We start from the raw sequence: 19,881 nt of genomic DNA on the forward strand, positions 1-19,881 counted from the left end.
TTACCCGAACCTTTTAACTCCAAATTCAAAATATTATGAAAACAATACACATCATATTTAACCTTCTGCTCACGATATGCATTGTTGGGTTGTTAGATAGCTGCCAATCGACTAATGTTGACGTTAACCCCACACATGAAAGTTACTTTCTTTTAAAGAACGTTAGAGGAGAAATACTAAAAGAAGTTGATCCCGACATATTGGCTTTAGTCAAAAATGATCTAATAAATAAGGATAGAAAAGACGACGCGTCAAAATTGGGTGACACATATGACTTTAAGACTGGCAAATTATTAGCCGGAGCAAAAACATATAATGGTGGAAGACTCGTCAGTAGTGCACAACCGCCTTTTCCTAACGACCCCATTCTTCAATATGCACACGTACAAAACATAGGATGGATGGACCCTGTACTTGCAGGCCAAGTAGCTGGAACCACAGGGCAAGCATTAGGATTAGAGGCATTTTATATTACTGGAGTTCCGGGCTCGCCTTGGATGCAATACCAAGCTCATGTTTCGGGTATTGGTTGGCAAGCTCCACAATACGCTGATAATCCTCCCTCACCTGCAGGTACAGTAGGTCAACATCGTTCAATTGAAGCAATAAGATTTTTTATTGATCCAGCTTGGAGCGTTTCTATTTCGTACAGGGCTCATGTTTCGGGTATTGGATGGCTACCATGGGTAGGTAATCAAGATGTAGCAGGAACGACAGGGCAAAATCGTAAATTGGAAGCGTTTCAACTTTCATTAGTTTATTACTAAAAAGTATGAGATGGTCTACTGGTTTGCTGCATAGACTTGCTTAACTTCACAAGTCTATGCAGCAAACCAGTAGACCCAAAACCGATTTTTTCCCACCAAACGAATATAGTTAACTACCTTTCAGTGCCTTATTAGAAAACATATGTTGCATCGACGGTTCAATTTTAACATTCATTCTAGAGAGCGAGTAGTCACACTGTTTAGGTATGTGCAAAGCTACAGACAGGCAAGATAAAAGTAAAAAGAAATTTGGCAGTCGATATATCAACTCGGGCAGTTCTAAAGCCAGTTACACCTTCCAGAAATGAGTAGAGTTATACGAAAAATCACTGCAATAATTATGTGTTTAAACGCATTATCTGTTGGCAGTTTATTTGCTCAATCTATCCTAAATAACGTTTATATACGATGTGGCTTGAGCGAATACGAAAAGGTTTTACAGGCCCGAGACCCCACTCGTTCGATCCAGATTCAGCGGTTCAATAAACTGGTTAACCAAACTATAGAGAAGAATAGACTGTCACGGTTAGCAACCAATGTAATAGTTTATCGCATACCAGTGGTCGTACACGTGGTGCACAATAACGCCTCAAACAGTGTAGGAGGCGCACAGAACGTAAATATATCTGAGGACCAAATTGTATCTCAAATTAGGGTCTTGAACGAAGACTTCCGTCGATTGTTGAACACAAATGGATTTAATACGTCAACACTTGGAGCTGATACAGAAATCGAATTTTTCCTGGCCCAGATTGATCCGCAGGGTAACGCGACAAATGGTATCACTCGGCACTATTATGCACAGAAATCGTCGTTTCGAGTTGGTGATGGCAGCAATGACGACGTTCTTTTGTCTCAGATAGCTTATTGGCCAAGTAACCAATATCTCAACATCTGGGTTACTAATTTAGAAAATAACTATTTAGGTTATACACAGTTTCCGGCTGCGGTTGACACCATAAGCGGCTTGGTGCCTGGAGGAGTTAGTGAATTTATTGATGGTACTATTATCAACTATCGGGCGTTTGGCAGTGGTAATTATTCACTTTACAAAAACTACAATCTAGGACGTACCCTAACCCATGAGATTGGTCACTGGCTGGGTCTACTTCATCCTAATGGCGACACGCCCTGTGGCGATGATTACGTAAGTGACACCCCGCCTACCGACAACTTAAATCAAACGTCTTCCTGCACCGACTTATACGCTAACTGTTCTGGAAGACTGTCCCGAGAGCTCATTGAGAACTACATGATGTATTCTCCAGATGCTTGTATGAATCTGTTCACTGTGGGTCAAAAAGAACGTATGAGAGCCGTTTTACAGGTAAGTCCGCGTCGGGCAGCCTTAATTAAAGCACAAACGGTATTAGAGGAGACTAATCAGTTAACATTAACATTATTGCCCAATCCAGCAATTACTAATCCGACTGCAGAAATTCAGTTTAAGGGTTTGCAATCCTTTACACTTAGTGTGGTTAACAACACCGGTCAAAGAGTTTACACATTGCATTATGACAATGTTTCTAGCTCTAGAATCACAATACCTACCTACGTGTTACCAAAGGGGCTGTATTTAGTTCAAGTCACGACAAGCAATGAGAGAACCACAAAACGTCTGTTAGTTCAATAAACAGGGTTTTCTTAGATGTAGACAAAGAATTACACTGAGTATTTTTGGCCTGTATCTAGTGCCCATTTGAAGTAAAAATAGAACATCTTGAGACTAGGTTAAATTTTGGCTACAGTTTGAGAGCCAAATTTTCTAGTTCGGCATCCTTCTCTCACTTTATCAAAAAGTCTGCAATTTAATCGGACCTTGGGTCTCAATTACTGAATGGATCGCTTAGAACTTATTCAATTACTTATTTCCCAAAAGAAATTACGGAATTATCTAGAAATTGGGGTGGAAAATGGGCATATATTCTTTCGTCTGAAAAGTCCTTTTAAAGTATCGGTTGATCCCAAGTTCATTTTCGATACAATGAGAAAGGTTGGGAAGACAATACTTAATCCCTATAACCTGACGAATCAATACTTTGAGAAGACTTCTGATGCCTTCTTTGAGCAAGATGCTGACCGTGTGTTTACCAGCACTAAATTGCAATTGGCACTGGTCGATGGGATGCACGAATACCAATACGCTTTACGAGATGTCGAGAACACGCTTCGTTATTTAAATGACGAAGGGGTCATTATCATGCATGATTGTAACCCGCAATCAGAACAGGCTGCCGGGCGGTTCGAGGATTGGCAAGAAGGAGTCTGGAATGGTGATGTTTGGCGTACCGTCGTTCATTTGCGGAGCCAGCGACCAGACTTAAACGTCTTTGTCTTAGACACTGATCATGGTTTAGGCATCGTCACCAAGCGTAAGCCGTCAGAAGGCCCAAACCCAAATGTTCTCGATTTTTCCCCAGCGCAAATTCAATCCATGTCCTACCAGGAGTTTGATCGGAGCCGGATAAACTTACTCAACCTCAAGCCTGCTTCCTATGCTTATGAGTACTTTAGCCTTCAACCATCCTCACTGAAGTAACAGGATTCTCTTAGTTAAAGTACAAAGTCTGGTCACCTACAAAAACGGCCAAACCTTGTACTTTTTTCAGACTCGATGCATAACTACGGTGACTGTTGCAAAAGTCTGAGCCGGGTTTAATAGGCAAAAAATGTAAACCAATCACGACCCAGTTAGTGGCTAAAAATGGCTGATTTTTTGAGCCTGTCCGCAGTAGAACCGACTTTTGCAACAGCCACATTCTTTATACAACAACCCGTATGCTACTGGAAATTCTAGTCAGAAACCAGTATGAATACGTATCTTAATGATTTAGTAGGCTATAAGAAAAAGAAAACTCGACACCTATTCCGATGGAAGGTTGTCGAAGCCTACCGTGCCGAACGAGTCCAGGCTTCTGAGCTTGAAGAAACCTTGGGCATCTCCAAGACGGAACTGCGCCGTCTTAACCGCAATTACTTTCGCTACCGTTTACTTCCCCTGTTATATCCTAGACATCGCCGAAAAGCTATGAAACGAGATGCCGATTATGTCAAAATGCTAGAGAAGAAACTGGCCGATATGGAAAAGGAGAACCAGTTTTTACGGCTACAAACAGAAGCCTACCAAACGGTAATCCAGATTGCCGAAGAACAATTTCATATCCCTATCGTAAAAAAGCCTGGCGCCAAGCGGCTGAAAAATTAACTCGTCGCTACCCCTTAGTGGGCATGGAGTCAATCTGTAAGCTGTTTGGCAGAGTACGTCAAGCCTGATACGCGGCTACCCGGCGACAAGAGAGAACGAGTTTTCAGACTGACGCTATCTTACAGGAAGTCAGGCGGATACGTCGTGAAGTACCTGGTATGGGTACCCATAAGTTGCATAGTGAACTGAAAACATTTTTATTGCGACACCGGATAAAATTGGGTCGGGATCGGTTGCATCTGCTCTTGAAGGAACATGGTATGTTGGCCAAGAAGAAAGCGAGCAAGGTAGCCACCACGGATTCTAATCATCCACACTACAAATACCCTAACAAGGCTAAGGATTTAAAGCCGGTTAGGATTAATGAGTTGTGGCCGGGCCGCCGGTGCGGTCAGTGATTTGACTTATATTCCTGTAGGAGCCAATTTTGCTTATCTGTATGTGATTATGGACGCTTTTTCCCGCAAAATAGTGGGCTGGTCACTTCAGAAGACCCTGCATGCGCAGGGTGCGCTTAACGCCTTGAAAATGGCCTTATCAGCTCGTAAAGACATCAGTAAGCCTTTGATTCACCATTCAGACCGTAGCGTTCAGTACTGTTCGTGGGCATACGTACAACGCTTACGGCAAGCAAATGCCACGATTAGCATGACCGAATCAGGCGATCCTAATGAAAATGCGATGGCTGAACGAGTACTTCGTTCGTTAAAAGACGATTGTAAGTTGGCTCGTGGGTTTTCTTCTTTTTCAGCAGCCGAAGAAGCGGTTGAAAAGGCGATCAATGCCTACAATACTGTTCGACCGCATGCATCGCTGAACTACTTAACCCCTCATCAGATGCATCAACGTAAGCGAAAACCCAAACTTCGGCGGGGCGCCGCTGCGATGGTACCCTTATAAAAAAGTCAGGTACGGAAATGTACAATATGAGGGCTTATTTCGCTGATTTTAATATCTGTCCAACTCAATCAGTAGCATACGACCCTTAGAAAAGTACAATTTACACAGGGGCAAGTGAAGGTGGTGACATACGATGTCACCACTTAGCAAATAGGACTGGGATTACTAAAAATTTCGTCGGATTTCAGTTTGCTAACTAAATTTATAGTTTACCCCCTCCTGCCCTTTTTGGTGTTTTTGTTTTTTCTGTTTTTTCTTTTCCCTTTGATACTCATTTGGCGTCAGCTCTTTTTGGATTTCGCGTCAGCTCCCTAAATGCCGTTTTTTTCGACAACACAATCTTTGTGTTATTTGAAGTATTTGTTCTATTTGTTATCCTATATATAAGCGAAAAACGAGTTTTGATCCCAGAAAAACGAGTAGCTATAACGATAAAAGTTTTTTATCGTTATAGCTGAAATTATTTCTAAAATCTTCATTTAGAATGAATCAGGCCCTAGAAATTCGTCAACACAATGCTATTACTACAGCCAAACGTTTAGCCAAAATGAGTTCAAAACGATGCTGTACTTACTCGATGACAAGGGGAATGAACAGTTTGAGCGACTATCAGATTTTAAACGTTACGTATTAGATTCACTAGTCAATAAAATAAATCAACGTACTGATTTAGAGATAGATTAAGCCTTGGAAAACGAGGACATAGCTTCGACAGCATCACGTTCGATGATTAAGCACAGCCCTTAACTGTCGTCCTGCCTATCAAAGAGGAAGTTGCCAAAAACTAAACCACTCCCATAGGAATATTTGACAGTCAGTTCCAGAACGCCCGACTCTTACTGGAGAAGTGGAATATCAAACGGGCTGATGTAGTCAACCAGATCATGAACTCTGCCGAACTGATTCAGGAGGTCAACAAGTTCGCTTACGAGTTGCAGACGGGAAAGTCAAAGTTGAAAATAATGTAGCTGGATATCTGCTGACTCGCTTGGGTTTAAAGCAACCGAAGGAGAAAAAAAGCCATAATTGATCGACCGGATAAATGAACGGAGCCAGGACCGCTTGACACTGTTTATAAACGATAAACTTGTGTCTATCAGCTATATAAATATAATCAATCGAATTAGAAGGAGCAACGGAAAGAATGGCTTAGCCCTCTTTTAAGCTCGTCCTCCCCCCTTTATCTCGTTGTGAATTTCGTGTTGTGTTTGAGGAGTGTCTGTGTAGTAACGGTGTAGTGTTGTAGGGCGGTTGTTGTCCGTTGTATACCCACCGGGATACACAACGGACAAGGGTAGTTAAGCCCCAACGGGTAAGGCTTCCGTCTGTAGATTACTCGCGTTACTTTCGGCCTCTAAAAGTTGCTGTAGCTGTTGCACGGATTCTTCGAGCGCGTCTAATTCAGCCTGCCGTTTGAAGGTTTGCGTTAGTCGGGGGCTGTATTCATCGATTACCTGCTGACTGTACGCTATAGACTGCCGGGCCGATACTGGCGCATCCGTAATCCGTTCTAAATTAGCTCGTAGGGATGGAATTAAGCCGCTGGCGTGTTTTATAGCAACCATTAAACTCAATCCCCAACTGTACTCAATTCCATAGGAAGGCTCTGTAAAATCGTCAACTATAAGCAGTCCCTGTAAGCCAATCGTTAATCCATTTATTTTCAGCGTTCCCCGCGCTTCGGCTCCCCGTTTGGCAAGGTGTCTTAACCGAAGAAAATAATCTTCTAAATCATGGCCCCACTTCTCCGAGTACATTTTACCGGAAAATTCTACGCTGTCAACCGTAAATCCATTGGGAAATTTACCGCCTATTATCTCAGCTTCCATGTCCAGTTGAGGGAGCCGGGCAAGTAGTTTGTTTACTACGTTTCGGTTTCGTTCAATCATTCCCTGCGCGTCTATCAACGTCCGTTGCCAGTTCTTTTTCTGCTGTTTCAAGCGGGTAAGCTCATGGTTTTGTGCCGTGTACATCAAGGCGTATTGACTACCCGAAAGCGTTGCCATCATCTGGTCAAATGACATGGACGAAAAATCATCATCGGACGAAACATCACTGATGGAATCGGTTAAATTGGTGCCTTTTAGGACCTGATTAATAAACTTCTGTTTGATTGCCAACCGGCCATAAGCGGTTGCATCCAGGGTTCGTTCTACGCCGTAGGTCAAAATTTCTACTGGTATTTTCCAAAGCGCATGTAAGTTTCCTTGGCGAAGGATTCGCCCGTTACGCTGGCCGAAATCCGTTGGCCGTGCGGGGGCGTCAAGGTGGTGAACCGCGTATAGGCGTTCCTGAACGTTTACTCCTACGCCCATGCGTTCCGATGACCCTAATAATATCCGTACGTCGCCGGTTCTTACATTTTGAAAGATAGGTTCCCGCTTATTGGCGTCTGCTGGAACAATAGCAATCTGATTAGCTTCTACGCCTAATGCGATTAATTTAGCCTTTATATCCTCAAACAGGTTGAAACGAGGTTTGCCAAAATCAGGATTTGGGTAGCGTTGTTCGTCGTCCCAAAATTCGTCCGTAGTGGCCGGGCTCTGGTACAAATCGGAAAACACAAGTTGCGTTCCTTTATAAGAAGCGGTCTGAACATAGCGGCTGAATAGTTCAGCTACGGCGCGGTTTACTTTAGAACCGTCTTCGTCGGGATTACTTCTCGATAGTAACCGAATGTCGAGCGTGGCTTTTTTGGCCTGCCCGAACATGACTAACGGAACGTGAGCGTTTTCCTTTTTCTGCTTGCCCGACAATTTTTCGTACCAGGATAGCGTCTGTCGGACCACGTTTAATTCTGCCGCAATCCCTTCTGTTTGGGGCAATAAAATACGGGTATAGCCGGGTTCTATGCGCTGGCTACCGTCTTCCTGGGTTTGGGTTTGCTCCTTAAGAACGGGTAAGGTGGCGTCTTCCTTAAACTCAATTACATCTTCATTCAGCACGACGTCAACGTGACTTCGGTAGAGGTCTGATAACTGCTGAACATTCACAAACTTTGCGAACCGTTCAATTGCCTTAAACTGGCCGCCCGGTGTTAACTCAAACGATGGAATAATTTGTCCAAAGGTGCCCGCAAACTGGTCAAAAGTAGTCAGTTGCAGGGATTCCAACCTTTCAATGGCAAGGTAGCGTAGCATTGTCCATGCCTCGGCCATTGTGTTACTGATAGGCGTACCCGTAGCCAGTACAACCCGCCCCCCTTTGCGTTGAATTGTCCGGCATTTTGCCATTGCTTGAAACGCATCTTGTGACCCCTCCGAATCGATACCTTTGATATTCCGGCGGTGCGTGTGGAAGCCGTAGCGCTTATACTTATGGGCCTCGTCTAAGAATAAACCATCTACACCTAACTGCGCGAAATGTAAAATATCGTCCTGCTTGCGGTCGGCCTGCGCTTTGCGCCTGACCTCAACGCTCAGTTTTAATTTGTTCAGCGCCTTAATGCGTTTTTTACTGGCGCGTTGGTCTTCTCTGGATGAACTGCCCTGCGCTTCAATTCGGGCAATTTCTTCACTGATCAATTCCTCCTCGGCGGTCGGGTCGGAAGGTATTAATTTCAAGAACGATTGCGGTAAAACAATTCCATCAAATTTATTGGTGGCAATGCGTTGTAGAAACCGTTTTCGATTGGTGGTTTCCAGATCGGATTTCTCCGGTACATAAATTAACGCGGATGGATACAACGTTCGCCACGCTCTAGCAAAATCCCTTACCGTTGAATTTTGCACGGCAATAATAACCTTCGACAATCGCCCTAGCCGTATCATTTCCATTGCCGCTGAAATCATGGTAAAGGTCTTACCCGTACCTACTTCATGGGCCAACATGGTATCCTCATCTTTTATCCGTTCAACGCCTTTAAACTGGTGGTTCCGCAAAAAAATGAACGGACTGGCACCGGGATAATGGGCAACCTGTGGCCGGTGGTACGTTTTAAATACGTGGCCGTTAAAACGGTCATTAAACGCTTTTTCTATGCGTTCCACGTAGTTTGTCCGGCAGTAGTCAATAAACAGCTCCTGTAGGACTTCCTGCGCTTGTACGGCCTGTGAAGTGGCTTCAATGTCTTTAACCTCCCGCTTATTACCTTCTGCGTCAAGAATGGTTTTTGTAACCACGACGCTACGTCCATTAAGCGCGGATTCGATCAAATCAGATGCTTTACGCTCTGCCGTTCCCATAGATCGGTTTTTCACCGCGTACGGATTATTGACCGTAAGATCATACGCACAGGACTGATCGTTATACCGTAAGCGTATATCCAGTTCAAGTTCGTGCTTTATCCACTCCGTAATTAGTTCGGCTGGTAGCCAGACGGAACCTAACTGGAAAGTGATTAATGAGAGCGGAACCGTTGGGGGCATGACAGCTTCTAGGGCAAGAATGTTGGCCTGTAATGCTGGTTTCTGATCCAGCCATAATCTTGCCTGTACTATCTTCTCCCGAATATCCCCTGACAAATACGTGTCACGATCAATCAACTTATCAGTTGCCGGGTGTCGAAAAACCAATCGTTTTGTGATTAATTCATGCTCAACTTCGGAAACTGTTTTGGTTAATTTTGCCGCTATAAAGGCGCTGTCTATGCGTCCGCACTCATAAAGGGAAACCCGTAATGCATCCTCGGCGGTTTCGACCACTGACAAGGGACGGAGCGGATAAACCCGCTCGGTCAGAATAGCCGATTTGCTAATGACATCTTTTCCGTCCTTTCCTTTTTCAATCAGTTCAAGGGCCTGAACCATCAAAAATTTAGGGTCGTACCCTTCCAGAAAAGCAATTGAGCGGTTTTTATTAAGCCTACCGAAACAACCCGTAAAGCGGTAATATTCGTTGTTTAATGCCTGCCGCAATGGGTCGGTAACAACGTCGGCTTCTGCGTTCAGTTCCGCACGTAGCAACGCAGAGAAGGCGGCTTTTAAGGTCTCGTACTCGCGGATAATCAGGGATTGGGTAAAACTGCGCCCTTTGATGTTTACGCGTCCTGCATAGCCATTCACCGCCATACGGCCCAATTCGCCAAATGGGTTCCGGTTAAGGGGTTTAAAAATGGCTGTTGGCAAAAGGGTTAATGCGCCGTCAAGACGAGTGGTCAATTCGTTGGGATTAGCCAGAAATAACGTTTGGGAATCTCCCCGGTATAAACCGCCTTTTCCTACTTCTTCGGCCAGAAACATTTCACCCAGCATCATTGCAGGCCGCTCGGCAAAATACTCATTTATGATAATCGATTTCGCAATTTCGGTTTCTTCATCGACCGGGGCTATCGTGCGTACAGTCGTTGTTCCGACAAATGAAAATTGGCTAAACCGGCGTACACTAGCTACGCACTTTTGCATAAATAAAATATCGGTCGTTACTTCTGTAGCTGCGTTTTGCTCAAACGCACAACTTGGCAACCGGATAGCCCCTACCAGTTCCATTCCTTCCCGATGCAAGTGTTGGCGAAACTTACGGCTTCCACTATCCAGCGTTCCCGCTGAGGTTATCAGAGCCAGTAACCCCCCTTCCCGAATTAACCGGGCTGAACGGCCAATAAAGTAATTATGAATTGGTAGATCGGATAAATCCCGATTGTGACGGTCGTACACTTTGTAGTTGCCAAAGGGTACATTTCCAATGACTAAATCAATACTTTCAGGCTGAATCTGTACGTCCTCAAACCCGCTCACGTGGGTTTCAATTTCAGGATACAGCAACCCTAGAATTTGCGCCGTCAGCGTATCCTTTTCGATAGCCGTTACGCGGCTTTGCTGACGTAAATTGTCCGGCATGGCACCAATAAAATGACCACTACCCGCCGCGGGCTCTACTATTCGCCCTCCGGTAAATCCCATTGAAACAACGGCTTGCCAGATAGCTTTGATAACGGTATGACTGGTATAATACGCATTTAGCGTTGATTGGGAAGCACGTTCTATTTCTTCATCAGATAACAGTTCCCCTAGTTCCAAACGTGCTTTATAATAGCGTTTACCCCAACGTTCCACCTCGGCGCTCATGGGCGAGAGCTGGGCGGTAGCTTCTCCGTACTCGGCAAAGGCTTCCTGATTCCACACGTTTGCCAGTTCCCCCCAGCCTGAAAACTGAACTAACCGCTTTTTTTCGTCGTCGGTAGCCGGTCGATCTTCCCGCAGTAATTGTTTGGCTAACCGGATAGCCGTGACGTTGGCAATTAATTTGGCTTTTTCTCCAAAAGGGGTTAATACCGTATTATGATTAATTCGGAAATAGGAATGCAGGGGGGGGATTGCGTCAAGCAGTCCAGAAGCCGCAAGCGCGGTTGGCTGGGTAAGCTGGCTAACGACCTCTTTAGTCAGGGCATCAAACCCAATGGAATCAAAGATGCTCAACTGCTGATACAAAGATTGTCCAGCCGTCGTTTTTTTCTTTACGGAGCGGTTCATTAAAAGGGCGTATTTGTTGCGATTATCTATTACTAAAATACGCCTTTATTTTCAAAATATCAATTATAAAATCAAATATGAGAAAGCAATTAAACTCTTTTCCCCTTATTCCCTGTTGTGGTGGAAGTGTCTGTGACTAACGGTAATAACTATACGTTTGATAAGATGGTATTGTGTAATCAGGTGTGGTGCAGTAGTTCTTTGCTTAATCCCTATGGCCTGGCACGTACTACTGTCAGTAGATTCGGTAGCGTTTGAATAAAGCAGCAATGAGCCTGGTAGCAGGCTCATTGCTATGATGGGATTCAGGTAATTTCTTACAAGGAATCAACAACGAGTACTTTACCGTTCGAAAGTTTTCCGATGATGTGTAGCAAATTTCGATCAATAAGCCAGGCTTTGGGAAACGCCGTGTAAACATCCGCTTCCCCTACGCAGAAAAAGCTACCCGTAGCTTTCTGGACAACATCAACTGACTCATTGAAGGCCACATAATACTTACCCTCACCGATCATTACGGTTGGCATAACCAGTTTATTGTTGATGTATTGAATACCGTGTTGGTTGGCATCACTAAGTAGGGAGGCTTGTTGAGTAGTCATAGCGGTCACGATTATTGATTTACTAAAGATAGTAAATTATTAGCGTCAACCGAAGTTAAACAGCTAACAGTCAGACTAATACAAAAGACTTATCCCCTCTATCCCGTTACTTATACCGGGAAATTGACTCAGTGCCAAATTAATTCATCTGTTTTAAAGTCCGGATGATAGACCGTCCCATTTGGGTCTTGAACGGTGAGCACGATACGGGTTGCACCCTGTTGGATGACTGATGAAACCAGTTGCTGAATTTGTTTTTCCCGCTGTTGAGGCTGGTCCGATGGTTGCTGAAGTGGTGCAACGGCGGTTCTTGTCCTGCCTTTATAGTATTCGTACAAATCCAGTATTTGAGCCTGTGGGTACAAATCGTTAACTGCGTCAAAGTGAACCGTCATGAGTTTAGCCCTGTAAGGTTTATCCTTTTTATACTAGTCTGGGAGTGCATCCTGCATCCTATCAAATATACTACCTATTGGCTTTCACTCAGGAAAACTGCTCCATTAATGTTTCGGGGATTGCCTTGGCTTTGTAGTAGTCCCTTTCTGGTGAAATGTTACTGGCAGTGCTGGCGTTGAGTTGTTTACTGTTAGAATACCCTGTTGATGCGGATTAGCGGCCAGGGGTGGTTTGGGCGGGGGAAGCAGTTGAATATGTCGTGGGTTGGCGACGCTCTGCCGGATGATCTGTTTACTCGTTTCCCACCTGCGGCCATTTAGCATATCAATGGCAGTAGTGGTACGTTCAGCATCATCAAAAAATGTAATTGCCCGGCGCGTATGCTCAAGTGCTTGTGGTGAAGGGTTAAACTGATTTTGATAGTTAATTAATATTCTCTCAAATGGCATTTTCTGGAGCAACTCGGCTAAATCAACGTAATCCCGACGGGCTCCCCGGTTAGCGGCCGCATGAAGTTTCATGGCCGATGCATCATCGAGACCTATTACTCTCAACCCATTGACCTCAAGTGGGCTGTGCTTCATTGGGTAAGGAAACTTGATCATATCCAGTTTAACACCGTCCAAAAAGCCCCTGATCCCCAGGTCACCCATAGACGTTATATCCAACCGGTCCCCGAAGGTTTTCTCCATAAAGGATTTCATCTTGGGCGCTGTTACATTAAGGGTACTGAAGAGGTCAATGTCAGTGCTCATGCGGTGACCCAGTTGAAGCGTTAGTGCCGTTCCTCCGCACAGGACAAATCCAGCCTCCTTAAGGGTTGGGTTCGCCATTAATTCATGAAGTACGTTGAACGTACTGGTATCCAGGCTCTGATAATGCAGCATCATTTTCTACGCGGGTTAAACACTCCGCATTGTCAATATAAAATGAATTTTCAATAGACAATATAGAAAATATTTATCGTTAATAATAGCTTATTGCCTAGTAATGAGATAATTATATTAGCTCATTACTAGGCTTTCGAAATCTTTCACTACGAGTATGTTCTTAAAAACTGACGAATTGAATGGGTTCTGCGGCTTTTTTACGGTAGCTCAGGAAAGCAGTTGGCTCAACACCCCACCACAAACTGCAGAAAGAAATGGTAGTCGACTGGAGTTCGGGGGCGTTAAATAATGCCTGTTTAATTCGGTCAATACCAAAATAACGGACTGCCATGGCTCGGTCCTCATGCGTACCATTGTCCATTACCCTCGCTATAATCGTATCCGCATCGATGGGGTTATTGATATCCATCTTTTGAGTATCTAAACCCCAAAAACTACGTTTATTGAATTGCAGAGAAACGGGTTTGGATTCAGTGGAGACATTCATCGTTTTTGTCGTTTAAATCTGATTTATTCACTGGTACGGGCCTTTTAATCAAAAACCGTTATTATTTAAAAATAAGTGAGATGAGTGTTTAAGTCAAGTACTTTGAGCCTGTAACGGCTTAAGGCCCTACTAGCCAATAATTTAAAGTTATTGCGTAAATGCATACGGGTTTTGATGGGTCCCTCTTACCCGTGGTTTAATCGGGTCGGTAGATCCACCGGGGTTTCCATCCCAATCGGATGAATCATTACTGTCCCTATCATCTTCATTCCCTAACATAGGTAATAAGATTGTCATGGATCGTTTTATCAGAACTAAACCCATGGTCGTTAAGCTGACGTAGAGCATAAATGAACACGCTTCGACCAGGGGCAAAAATGATAAAAACCAGCTACTCCCAAAAAAAATTGTATGTCCCAGCAAACAGAGAGCGAGTCCTTTTCTGACTTTATTTTTAGTGACTGGTCCATTACTAATTCTTAAATAAGCAAAATCTCGTATCAAGACCAGAAAGAGAATGAACAGTTTTATACTCCAGTTATGGGTAAATATGTAGTAGGTTTTATCAATACTTACCATAAACCCATCAACGAAGGAAAGTTGATGGGCCATTGATTGGAATAATGGGTGGCCAACTTTGTAGAAGTGAAGAATCAACAGGAAATAGGCTATCCCTAGTAGACTCGTTAAACAACTTCTATATTCTTGATCAAGATCCTTTCTCATAAGTAGTTGACTGTATAGTTTAAGCTGAAGAAGCGTTAATAACGGCCTTCTGGAGACCAATTAGGCTGGCTACCTGCGTTCCGAATTAAATCACCGATTTGGTTCTTTACTACCTCGATATTTTCCTGGAAACGTACCTCAATCTGCTCGTTTGTTAAGCCCTCCAAGGCGGGATGAACTGGTAAGATGGCCGGTTGACGATTTGTTTGCCAGGGTGTTGGCGGTTGGGGAAGTTGGGAGATAAATTTAGATTGTCCCACCTTTTCAGGGAGTGAAGGTGCTATGTTACCGGCAAAGTACCCATACGGCATTGATTGCAACATTTTGCCCGTAATCACCGGAGCCTTTTTTGATCCATATTCATTCCTAATTGATTCTTCTACTTCGTTAAGACGACTGGCTACTCGCTCCGCTGACATACCCAAACAGGGGCCCGTTATTATCGTCCCAGGAACGTCTAGAATAAATTTTGCTTGCCGCTTACCGTAGGTTAGTTCTAGTTGAATCATGTCCTGAGCCGTAAAGAGGGTAGCTACTTTATTCAAGCGGCCAGTTGCCATCAAACTGTCAAGTCCATCGATATAAACGGTTGGCAACTCATCGACGATTAATGCCTTCTTACCGCCATCAGGTTTATTAATCTGCCTACTTACCCGGCCCGCTAACAAAGCCAAGGCTACGCCGGACGTTGAGCTACTGGCCGGATTATTAATAAGGCTTACTATTTTAGGATCATTCGGCTTATTAATATCTACTAAGGGCTCCTCACCAGTCATAATCCAGTAAAGTTCGGGGGTTGCCAGATGACGGAGTTGTAGTCGTACCACCGCCAGAATACCATCCAAATGGTCAAATGAACCCGTCGAGGTACCTTTTTCAAGATAATGCTGAAATGGCTCAATAAGGAGGGCCAGTTCGGGGAGGGTACCTAATAGGGCTAGCACAGTACGATAATCCTGAAGCGCAAATTCAATAAAATGAGGTAAACTACAGTAAGTAACTGGTGGTGTATTGTTGTACTTGGCAGCTAATTTATCGGTCTCCTCTTTTTGGGAAAATTCAGGTTGAGCATCCGAATATCGTTTTAAAAACCACAAGCAGGCAGTGAGGTAAGTAATAGCTGACTCAACTAGAAAACTTCCCTGTTGCTCAATCCAAGACTTATTCAGGTTACAAAGAATTGTTGTTGCAATGTTTTGAGCATCGATAATATCCCGTAGCTGATTACCAGCAAAGGGGTTACAACGCACGGAATGGGCTGGAGACAAAAAATTGACGGCATGGAACGTAGCATTGACCCCATATTCTTTTTTGAAGACATGTTGGTTAGCTTGCAACGTATGAAAGGCAACTTGACTTAAATAGTCATCGGTATATTCATAGAGTGCTGTAACAAATCCCTTTTCAATTAACTGTTTGACAAAGTGGTGAGAAACTGTTTTGGTTTTACCAGAGCCAGGGGAACCCAGCACCAGCCCCCCCCGAAACGGATTTAAAATGTTTACCCAACCTTTTTCCATTCCGTAAAAAATCCCATTGGCAACCAGGGGAATATTAATGGAATAATCGTTGCCAACAAACTCATTATACGGAGTAAACGTATGCTCCAATTCGTCGAAATCATTGATTAAGTTGTCCATGTGTCAATATGTTTTGGGATTATAATGTACTTAATGTAGAGTTGGTAGAGCGTCAATGCGGGGCCTGGATTATACAGGCAGGTTTAGGGGAGTTTCGTTTATGGAGTTGGATTGACGAGTAGGATTGTTTGCCAGTACCTGCTGAAACTGCCTTGTCCGCTCCATTTTCTCCTGAATTGTCTTACTCAGTGAATTGAATAAAGACCAGTCAAAGTGGGCGTACGTCAGGGATTGAAAAGCCAGATCGGTCTCGGGATAAAACTCATCTTCCGGATAGGGGTCAAGTTTTAAAATGACGGGTTTTTTACCCGTTTCCTGCTTCGTCGTTACCAGACAGGGCATACCCAGTAGCGATAAAATATCGAAAGGTGTATTATCGTACTCTTCCCCAAATTCGTGCCCTCGCATCGCAACGATGTCTTTGTATAGATGAGCATTTTTTTGAAGTGAGAATAGGTATTCTTTGTGAACTAGAGCGGGCCGGGGTTGATCGCCAATCATTAGCGTTATTGACGGAATTACCCACGTCAGTAAGATACGTGGCCGGATGGTAGTGACGTTGTTCCAAACGGTTGGTAAACTACCAAGCTCAATAATTCGACGTAGTAAAGAGGGATGAGCCGCATCAGGTAGTTGCTCCCGAAGTTGGTTCTTTTTGATGATCGTGGTTAAGCTCATGATTGAAACAGATTTACGTAAACCAAGTGGGGTAAATTAATTGGCAAAGGCTTCCAGGTAGTGGTAAAGCCGGCGTCTTGACCAGGGCAGGCGGTCGCCACTGTGGAGGAGCATCATGCCTTTACTGGCCCAGCTTGCACTGATTTTTCTGCCGGTCGGTGGCGATGAATCATGAAACCGTTTAATGTAAATTGGATTAATTAGATGGCCTTTGTTGATGCGCAAAAAATGAGGAAGTATCGCTTCGATTCGCTTCAGCGTACTAGCCAGTATATGCTTTTCTCCATTGGCCAGGTATAACCATGTATAATTACGTTCGCCCTGCAAACGAATGATCTGGTCCGCCTCAATCAGTTCGCGACCATGGTATCCTGCAATCAACAAGTAGGATCCCGTAGAAGTGGATTTACCCTTTTTCATCGTAGTGTAATCATTACTTAACTAATGTCTTTTTATACGCAAAGATATTCTTATAAAATAATTTTCAAATTAATGATATGAAATTCAAATCAAATAATGAAAAAAGTCGACGAATTTTTTCATTATTTGACTTTTCAGGCATGTGGGCATGATGACCGGGTCGATCAGAGCAAGTAAGGCAATCGCTGCCGGCCTTTTTCCATAGGCAGTCGGGTTTTAGAGTAAATAGTGATTAGTTTACAAACCGAGTGGCTAGACCAAGCGATCAACCTTTTTTGGCAACTTGTTTTGGTTGGCTCTTGCCTCCTGCCTGCGATTTTTTCCAGGTTTGATAGCTATTTAGTATTGCCTGGCAGTTTTCGCTTGTCAGTTGCTTGATCTGCTCGGTGGTTGTAATTTGCTGAGGTAAACGGGCATTGGTCTTACCATCAGTCACGTACTGGCCATGTGGACCCTGACGGATTTCATACTTTCCTACTTTGTGAATCAAATTTTCCTGACGTTGCTGGAGCTGCTAGTTTTTCTTTTCCAGTAATTGCATGACCAGGTCCAGCGTAATTTGATCTGGTTCATACTGGCGTGCATCCAGGAATTCCCCTTTATACAGGACGTAAGTACCGTACTTCCCCTTGCCGGTTTTTACGGGTTCTCCATTAAGTTCTCCAACTTCAAGCGTCGATGGGGTTCGGACGACGTCCTGCTGAGATGCATCCGCTAACTGCAGCAAATGCTGATGATCCGTATCAAACTCACTTACCACTTGTTTATAAGTAGCTTTTCCACCGGCAACTTCATCCAGACGCTTTTCCATGGAAGCTGTGAACGCGTAATCGACCAGTTTGCTGAAATTAGCTTCCAGATATTCAGTTACCTGATGGCCCACTGAACTCGGGACTAATTTGCTCTGATCACCGCCAACGGTTTGCTGCTCTACTTTTTTTTCCAGTTTATTATTTTCCAGGGTAAGAATAACTGATGGCAACTTTGAGGCTGGGATAGAATCAGTACGCACGTAATCACGAGCCTGAATTGTACCAACAATGCTGGCGTACGTAGATGGGCGCCCAATGTCCCGTTTTTCCAGTTCACGAATCAGACTGGCCTCGTCATATCGTTTGGCGGGTTGGCTGTAGGTTTGCCGGCCAACGAGTTTCTGACAGCGTAGTTTATCTCCTTTGGCAATTTTTTTAAGGGATGTTGTTTCTTCTTCCCCTTCTTCATCGGCTTCTTCGGCATAAACGGCTAGGTATCCATTGAACTTTTCCACTTTAGCTACGGCCGTAAATAAATCCTGTGGATCAGCTGAGGTGATGAAGATAGTAGTCTGTTCAAACAAGGCCGGTTTCATCTGGGAAGCCATAGCCCGACGATATATCAGTTCGTAAAGCGCCTGTTCATCCGGTGTATCACCAGCTTGTTGATGGTAAAAGTGAGTTGGTCGAATGGCTTCGTGAGCCTCTTGTGCAGCTTGCTTGGCCTTGAAGGTTCTTGCCTCAAAATAGGATGCGCCTATACGGGTATTCACCTGTTCTTTAATAGCCTCGACGGCTTCCTGAGATAAATTAGGAGAATCCGTACGCATGTACGTGATATGCCCTTTAGCAAATAACTCCTGGGCAACCTCCATTACTTTTTTGGCTGACCAGCGTCCCGCTTTCTTACTGAGCTTCCGGATTGCATCCTGTTGCAGGGTGGAGGTGGTAAAAGGTGGACTGGGTTGACGCACCAACGGTTTCACCTCAATGTTGGCCACCGCGTAGGTTTTCTGTACCGATGCTTTTAAATACGAAACAATAGCGTCTTCCGTCAGAAACGGTTGATGGTAGGTTGCCTTGATCCCTTCACCATTTGGTGTCAGGAATTCCCCCTTAAGTCTGATATCCGATTTTGATTTAAAAGCTTCAATGGTTCGCTCCCGTTCCACAACTAAACGCAGGGCTACCGATTGGACCCGGCCAGCACTTAGCCGGTTGCCTAGCTTGCGGCTCATGAGTGGTGAAATCTCGTAGCCTGTCAACCGATCTATTGCCCGGCGACCCTCCTGGGCACTTACCAGTTTCATATCCAGTACCCGCGGGTTTGAAACAGCTGCTGCAATCGCTTTTTCGGTGACTTCGTCGAAGGTTACCCGCTTGGTCTGGGGAATCGGAATACCGAGGATTTGAGCTAAGTGGAATGATATAGATTCTCCTTCCCGGTCCAAATCCGTTGCCAGATAACAGTTGGCAATCCCGACCTGCTGAGCCAGGCCTTTGATGTCCTTAACGATCTTCAGTTTATCAGGATGCAGCTCATAGCTCAGGCCATATCCCTGGTCCCGATGGACGCCCAATGATTTGAGGGGCAGATCCCGAAAGTGACCCACTGAAGCGACGACTTTCCAAACGCCAGCTCCGTAGAGTTTGTCGAGAATGGAACTGATTTTTTTACATTTATTCGGCGATTCAACAATTAGCAGTTTTTTCACGGGCACGGTTAGTTACAGGTTCGAAAAAGCAATGTGTACATCAGTAAAGATGTTGATGGCCGGTCGGCCAGCCGGATTGTAGCCATCGGCTTGATCCCCCCGCCAAGTTGAACGAGCTGGTCGGCGTTTATCAACGCTCGGGGTAAGTGTAGCAGCTGCTGCTGATCATAAACGGGTGGAGACGTAACCCCCTGTCCCAGGCGGTAAAAGGACAGCGGCATGGGCGCCAGCAAATCCGAGCTTTTTTTTTGTTTATGCATGACTAAACGATAGAAGTGATTGCCTGCTGATTA

Annotated in this window: 18 protein-coding genes; 6 read left to right on the forward strand and 12 right to left on the reverse strand. The window is 44.4% G+C overall.

Annotated features, from left to right (window positions below; all coding sequences use genetic code 11):
• Positions 1–35 precede the first annotated feature (35 nt).
• From BM202_RS26555 to BM202_RS38370, 6 genes are all read left to right on the forward strand, one after another.
• On the forward strand, positions 36–767 hold the full coding sequence (locus BM202_RS26555) for a hypothetical protein (RefSeq protein ID WP_093831910.1): 732 nt from the start codon (positions 36–38) through the stop codon (positions 765–767).
• A 658-nt stretch (positions 768–1,425) separates the two neighbouring features.
• On the forward strand, positions 1,426–2,400 hold the full coding sequence (locus tag BM202_RS26560; protein ID WP_245776795.1) for a M43 family zinc metalloprotease: 975 nt from the start codon (positions 1,426–1,428) through the stop codon (positions 2,398–2,400).
• A gap of 204 nt (positions 2,401–2,604) precedes the next feature.
• A complete protein-coding gene (locus tag BM202_RS26565; RefSeq protein ID WP_093831914.1) occupies positions 2,605–3,306 on the forward strand; it encodes a class I SAM-dependent methyltransferase in 702 nt (233 codons plus the stop codon).
• A gap of 270 nt (positions 3,307–3,576) precedes the next feature.
• On the forward strand, positions 3,577–3,972 hold the full coding sequence (locus BM202_RS26575) for a hypothetical protein (protein ID WP_093831919.1): 396 nt from the start codon (positions 3,577–3,579) through the stop codon (positions 3,970–3,972).
• A 363-nt stretch (positions 3,973–4,335) separates the two neighbouring features.
• Positions 4,336–4,872 carry an IS3 family transposase gene (locus BM202_RS26580; RefSeq protein ID WP_093831921.1) on the forward strand — a complete coding sequence of 179 codons (537 nt, stop codon included), beginning with the start codon at positions 4,336–4,338 and terminating at the stop codon, positions 4,870–4,872.
• 561 nt (positions 4,873–5,433) lie between these two features.
• A complete protein-coding gene (locus tag BM202_RS38370; protein WP_245776796.1) occupies positions 5,434–5,556 on the forward strand; it encodes a hypothetical protein in 123 nt (40 codons plus the stop codon).
• Between the two features lie 614 nt (positions 5,557–6,170).
• Here BM202_RS38370 and BM202_RS26590 read toward each other — a convergent pair.
• The 12 genes from BM202_RS26590 to BM202_RS26645 form a co-directional block, all read right to left on the reverse strand.
• Positions 6,171–11,282, reverse strand: a complete 5,112-nt coding sequence (locus BM202_RS26590; RefSeq protein ID WP_093831923.1) for a DEAD/DEAH box helicase family protein — start codon at positions 11,280–11,282, stop codon at positions 6,171–6,173.
• 317 nt (positions 11,283–11,599) lie between these two features.
• Positions 11,600–11,884, reverse strand: coding sequence for a hypothetical protein (locus tag BM202_RS26595; protein ID WP_093831925.1), 285 nt, complete (start codon positions 11,882–11,884; stop codon positions 11,600–11,602).
• A gap of 128 nt (positions 11,885–12,012) precedes the next feature.
• A complete protein-coding gene (locus BM202_RS26600) occupies positions 12,013–12,279 on the reverse strand; it encodes a hypothetical protein (protein ID WP_018621604.1) in 267 nt (88 codons plus the stop codon).
• A 105-nt stretch (positions 12,280–12,384) separates the two neighbouring features.
• Positions 12,385–13,170, reverse strand: coding sequence for a nucleotidyl transferase AbiEii/AbiGii toxin family protein (locus BM202_RS26605; RefSeq protein ID WP_093831927.1), 786 nt, complete (start codon positions 13,168–13,170; stop codon positions 12,385–12,387).
• 160 nt (positions 13,171–13,330) lie between these two features.
• Positions 13,331–13,657 carry a DUF6922 domain-containing protein gene (locus BM202_RS26610; protein ID WP_093831929.1) on the reverse strand — a complete coding sequence of 109 codons (327 nt, stop codon included), beginning with the start codon at positions 13,655–13,657 and terminating at the stop codon, positions 13,331–13,333.
• Between the two features lie 147 nt (positions 13,658–13,804).
• On the reverse strand, positions 13,805–14,383 hold the full coding sequence (locus BM202_RS26615; RefSeq protein WP_093831931.1) for a YWFCY domain-containing protein: 579 nt from the start codon (positions 14,381–14,383) through the stop codon (positions 13,805–13,807).
• A 35-nt stretch (positions 14,384–14,418) separates the two neighbouring features.
• Complete coding sequence (locus BM202_RS26620; protein WP_177236689.1) at positions 14,419–15,903, reverse strand: type IV secretory system conjugative DNA transfer family protein; 1,485 nt, start codon at positions 15,901–15,903, stop codon at positions 14,419–14,421.
• A gap of 189 nt (positions 15,904–16,092) precedes the next feature.
• A complete protein-coding gene (locus BM202_RS26625; protein WP_093831935.1) occupies positions 16,093–16,701 on the reverse strand; it encodes a phage replication initiation protein, NGO0469 family in 609 nt (202 codons plus the stop codon).
• 36 nt (positions 16,702–16,737) lie between these two features.
• Complete coding sequence (locus BM202_RS26630; RefSeq protein WP_093831937.1) at positions 16,738–17,121, reverse strand: LytR/AlgR family response regulator transcription factor; 384 nt, start codon at positions 17,119–17,121, stop codon at positions 16,738–16,740.
• Between the two features lie 265 nt (positions 17,122–17,386).
• Positions 17,387–17,611 carry a topoisomerase C-terminal repeat-containing protein gene (locus BM202_RS26635; protein WP_093831939.1) on the reverse strand — a complete coding sequence of 75 codons (225 nt, stop codon included), beginning with the start codon at positions 17,609–17,611 and terminating at the stop codon, positions 17,387–17,389.
• Positions 17,612–17,635: 24 nt separating this feature from the next.
• Positions 17,636–19,588, reverse strand: a complete 1,953-nt coding sequence (gene topA, locus BM202_RS26640; protein WP_177236690.1) for a type I DNA topoisomerase — start codon at positions 19,586–19,588, stop codon at positions 17,636–17,638.
• Between the two features lie 8 nt (positions 19,589–19,596).
• A complete protein-coding gene (locus BM202_RS26645; RefSeq protein ID WP_093831943.1) occupies positions 19,597–19,848 on the reverse strand; it encodes a hypothetical protein in 252 nt (83 codons plus the stop codon).
• Positions 19,849–19,881: the final 33 nt, after the last annotated feature.

It is taken from the genome of Spirosoma endophyticum, assembly GCF_900112365.1.
Classification (GTDB): Bacteria; Bacteroidota; Bacteroidia; order Cytophagales; family Spirosomataceae; genus Spirosoma; species Spirosoma endophyticum.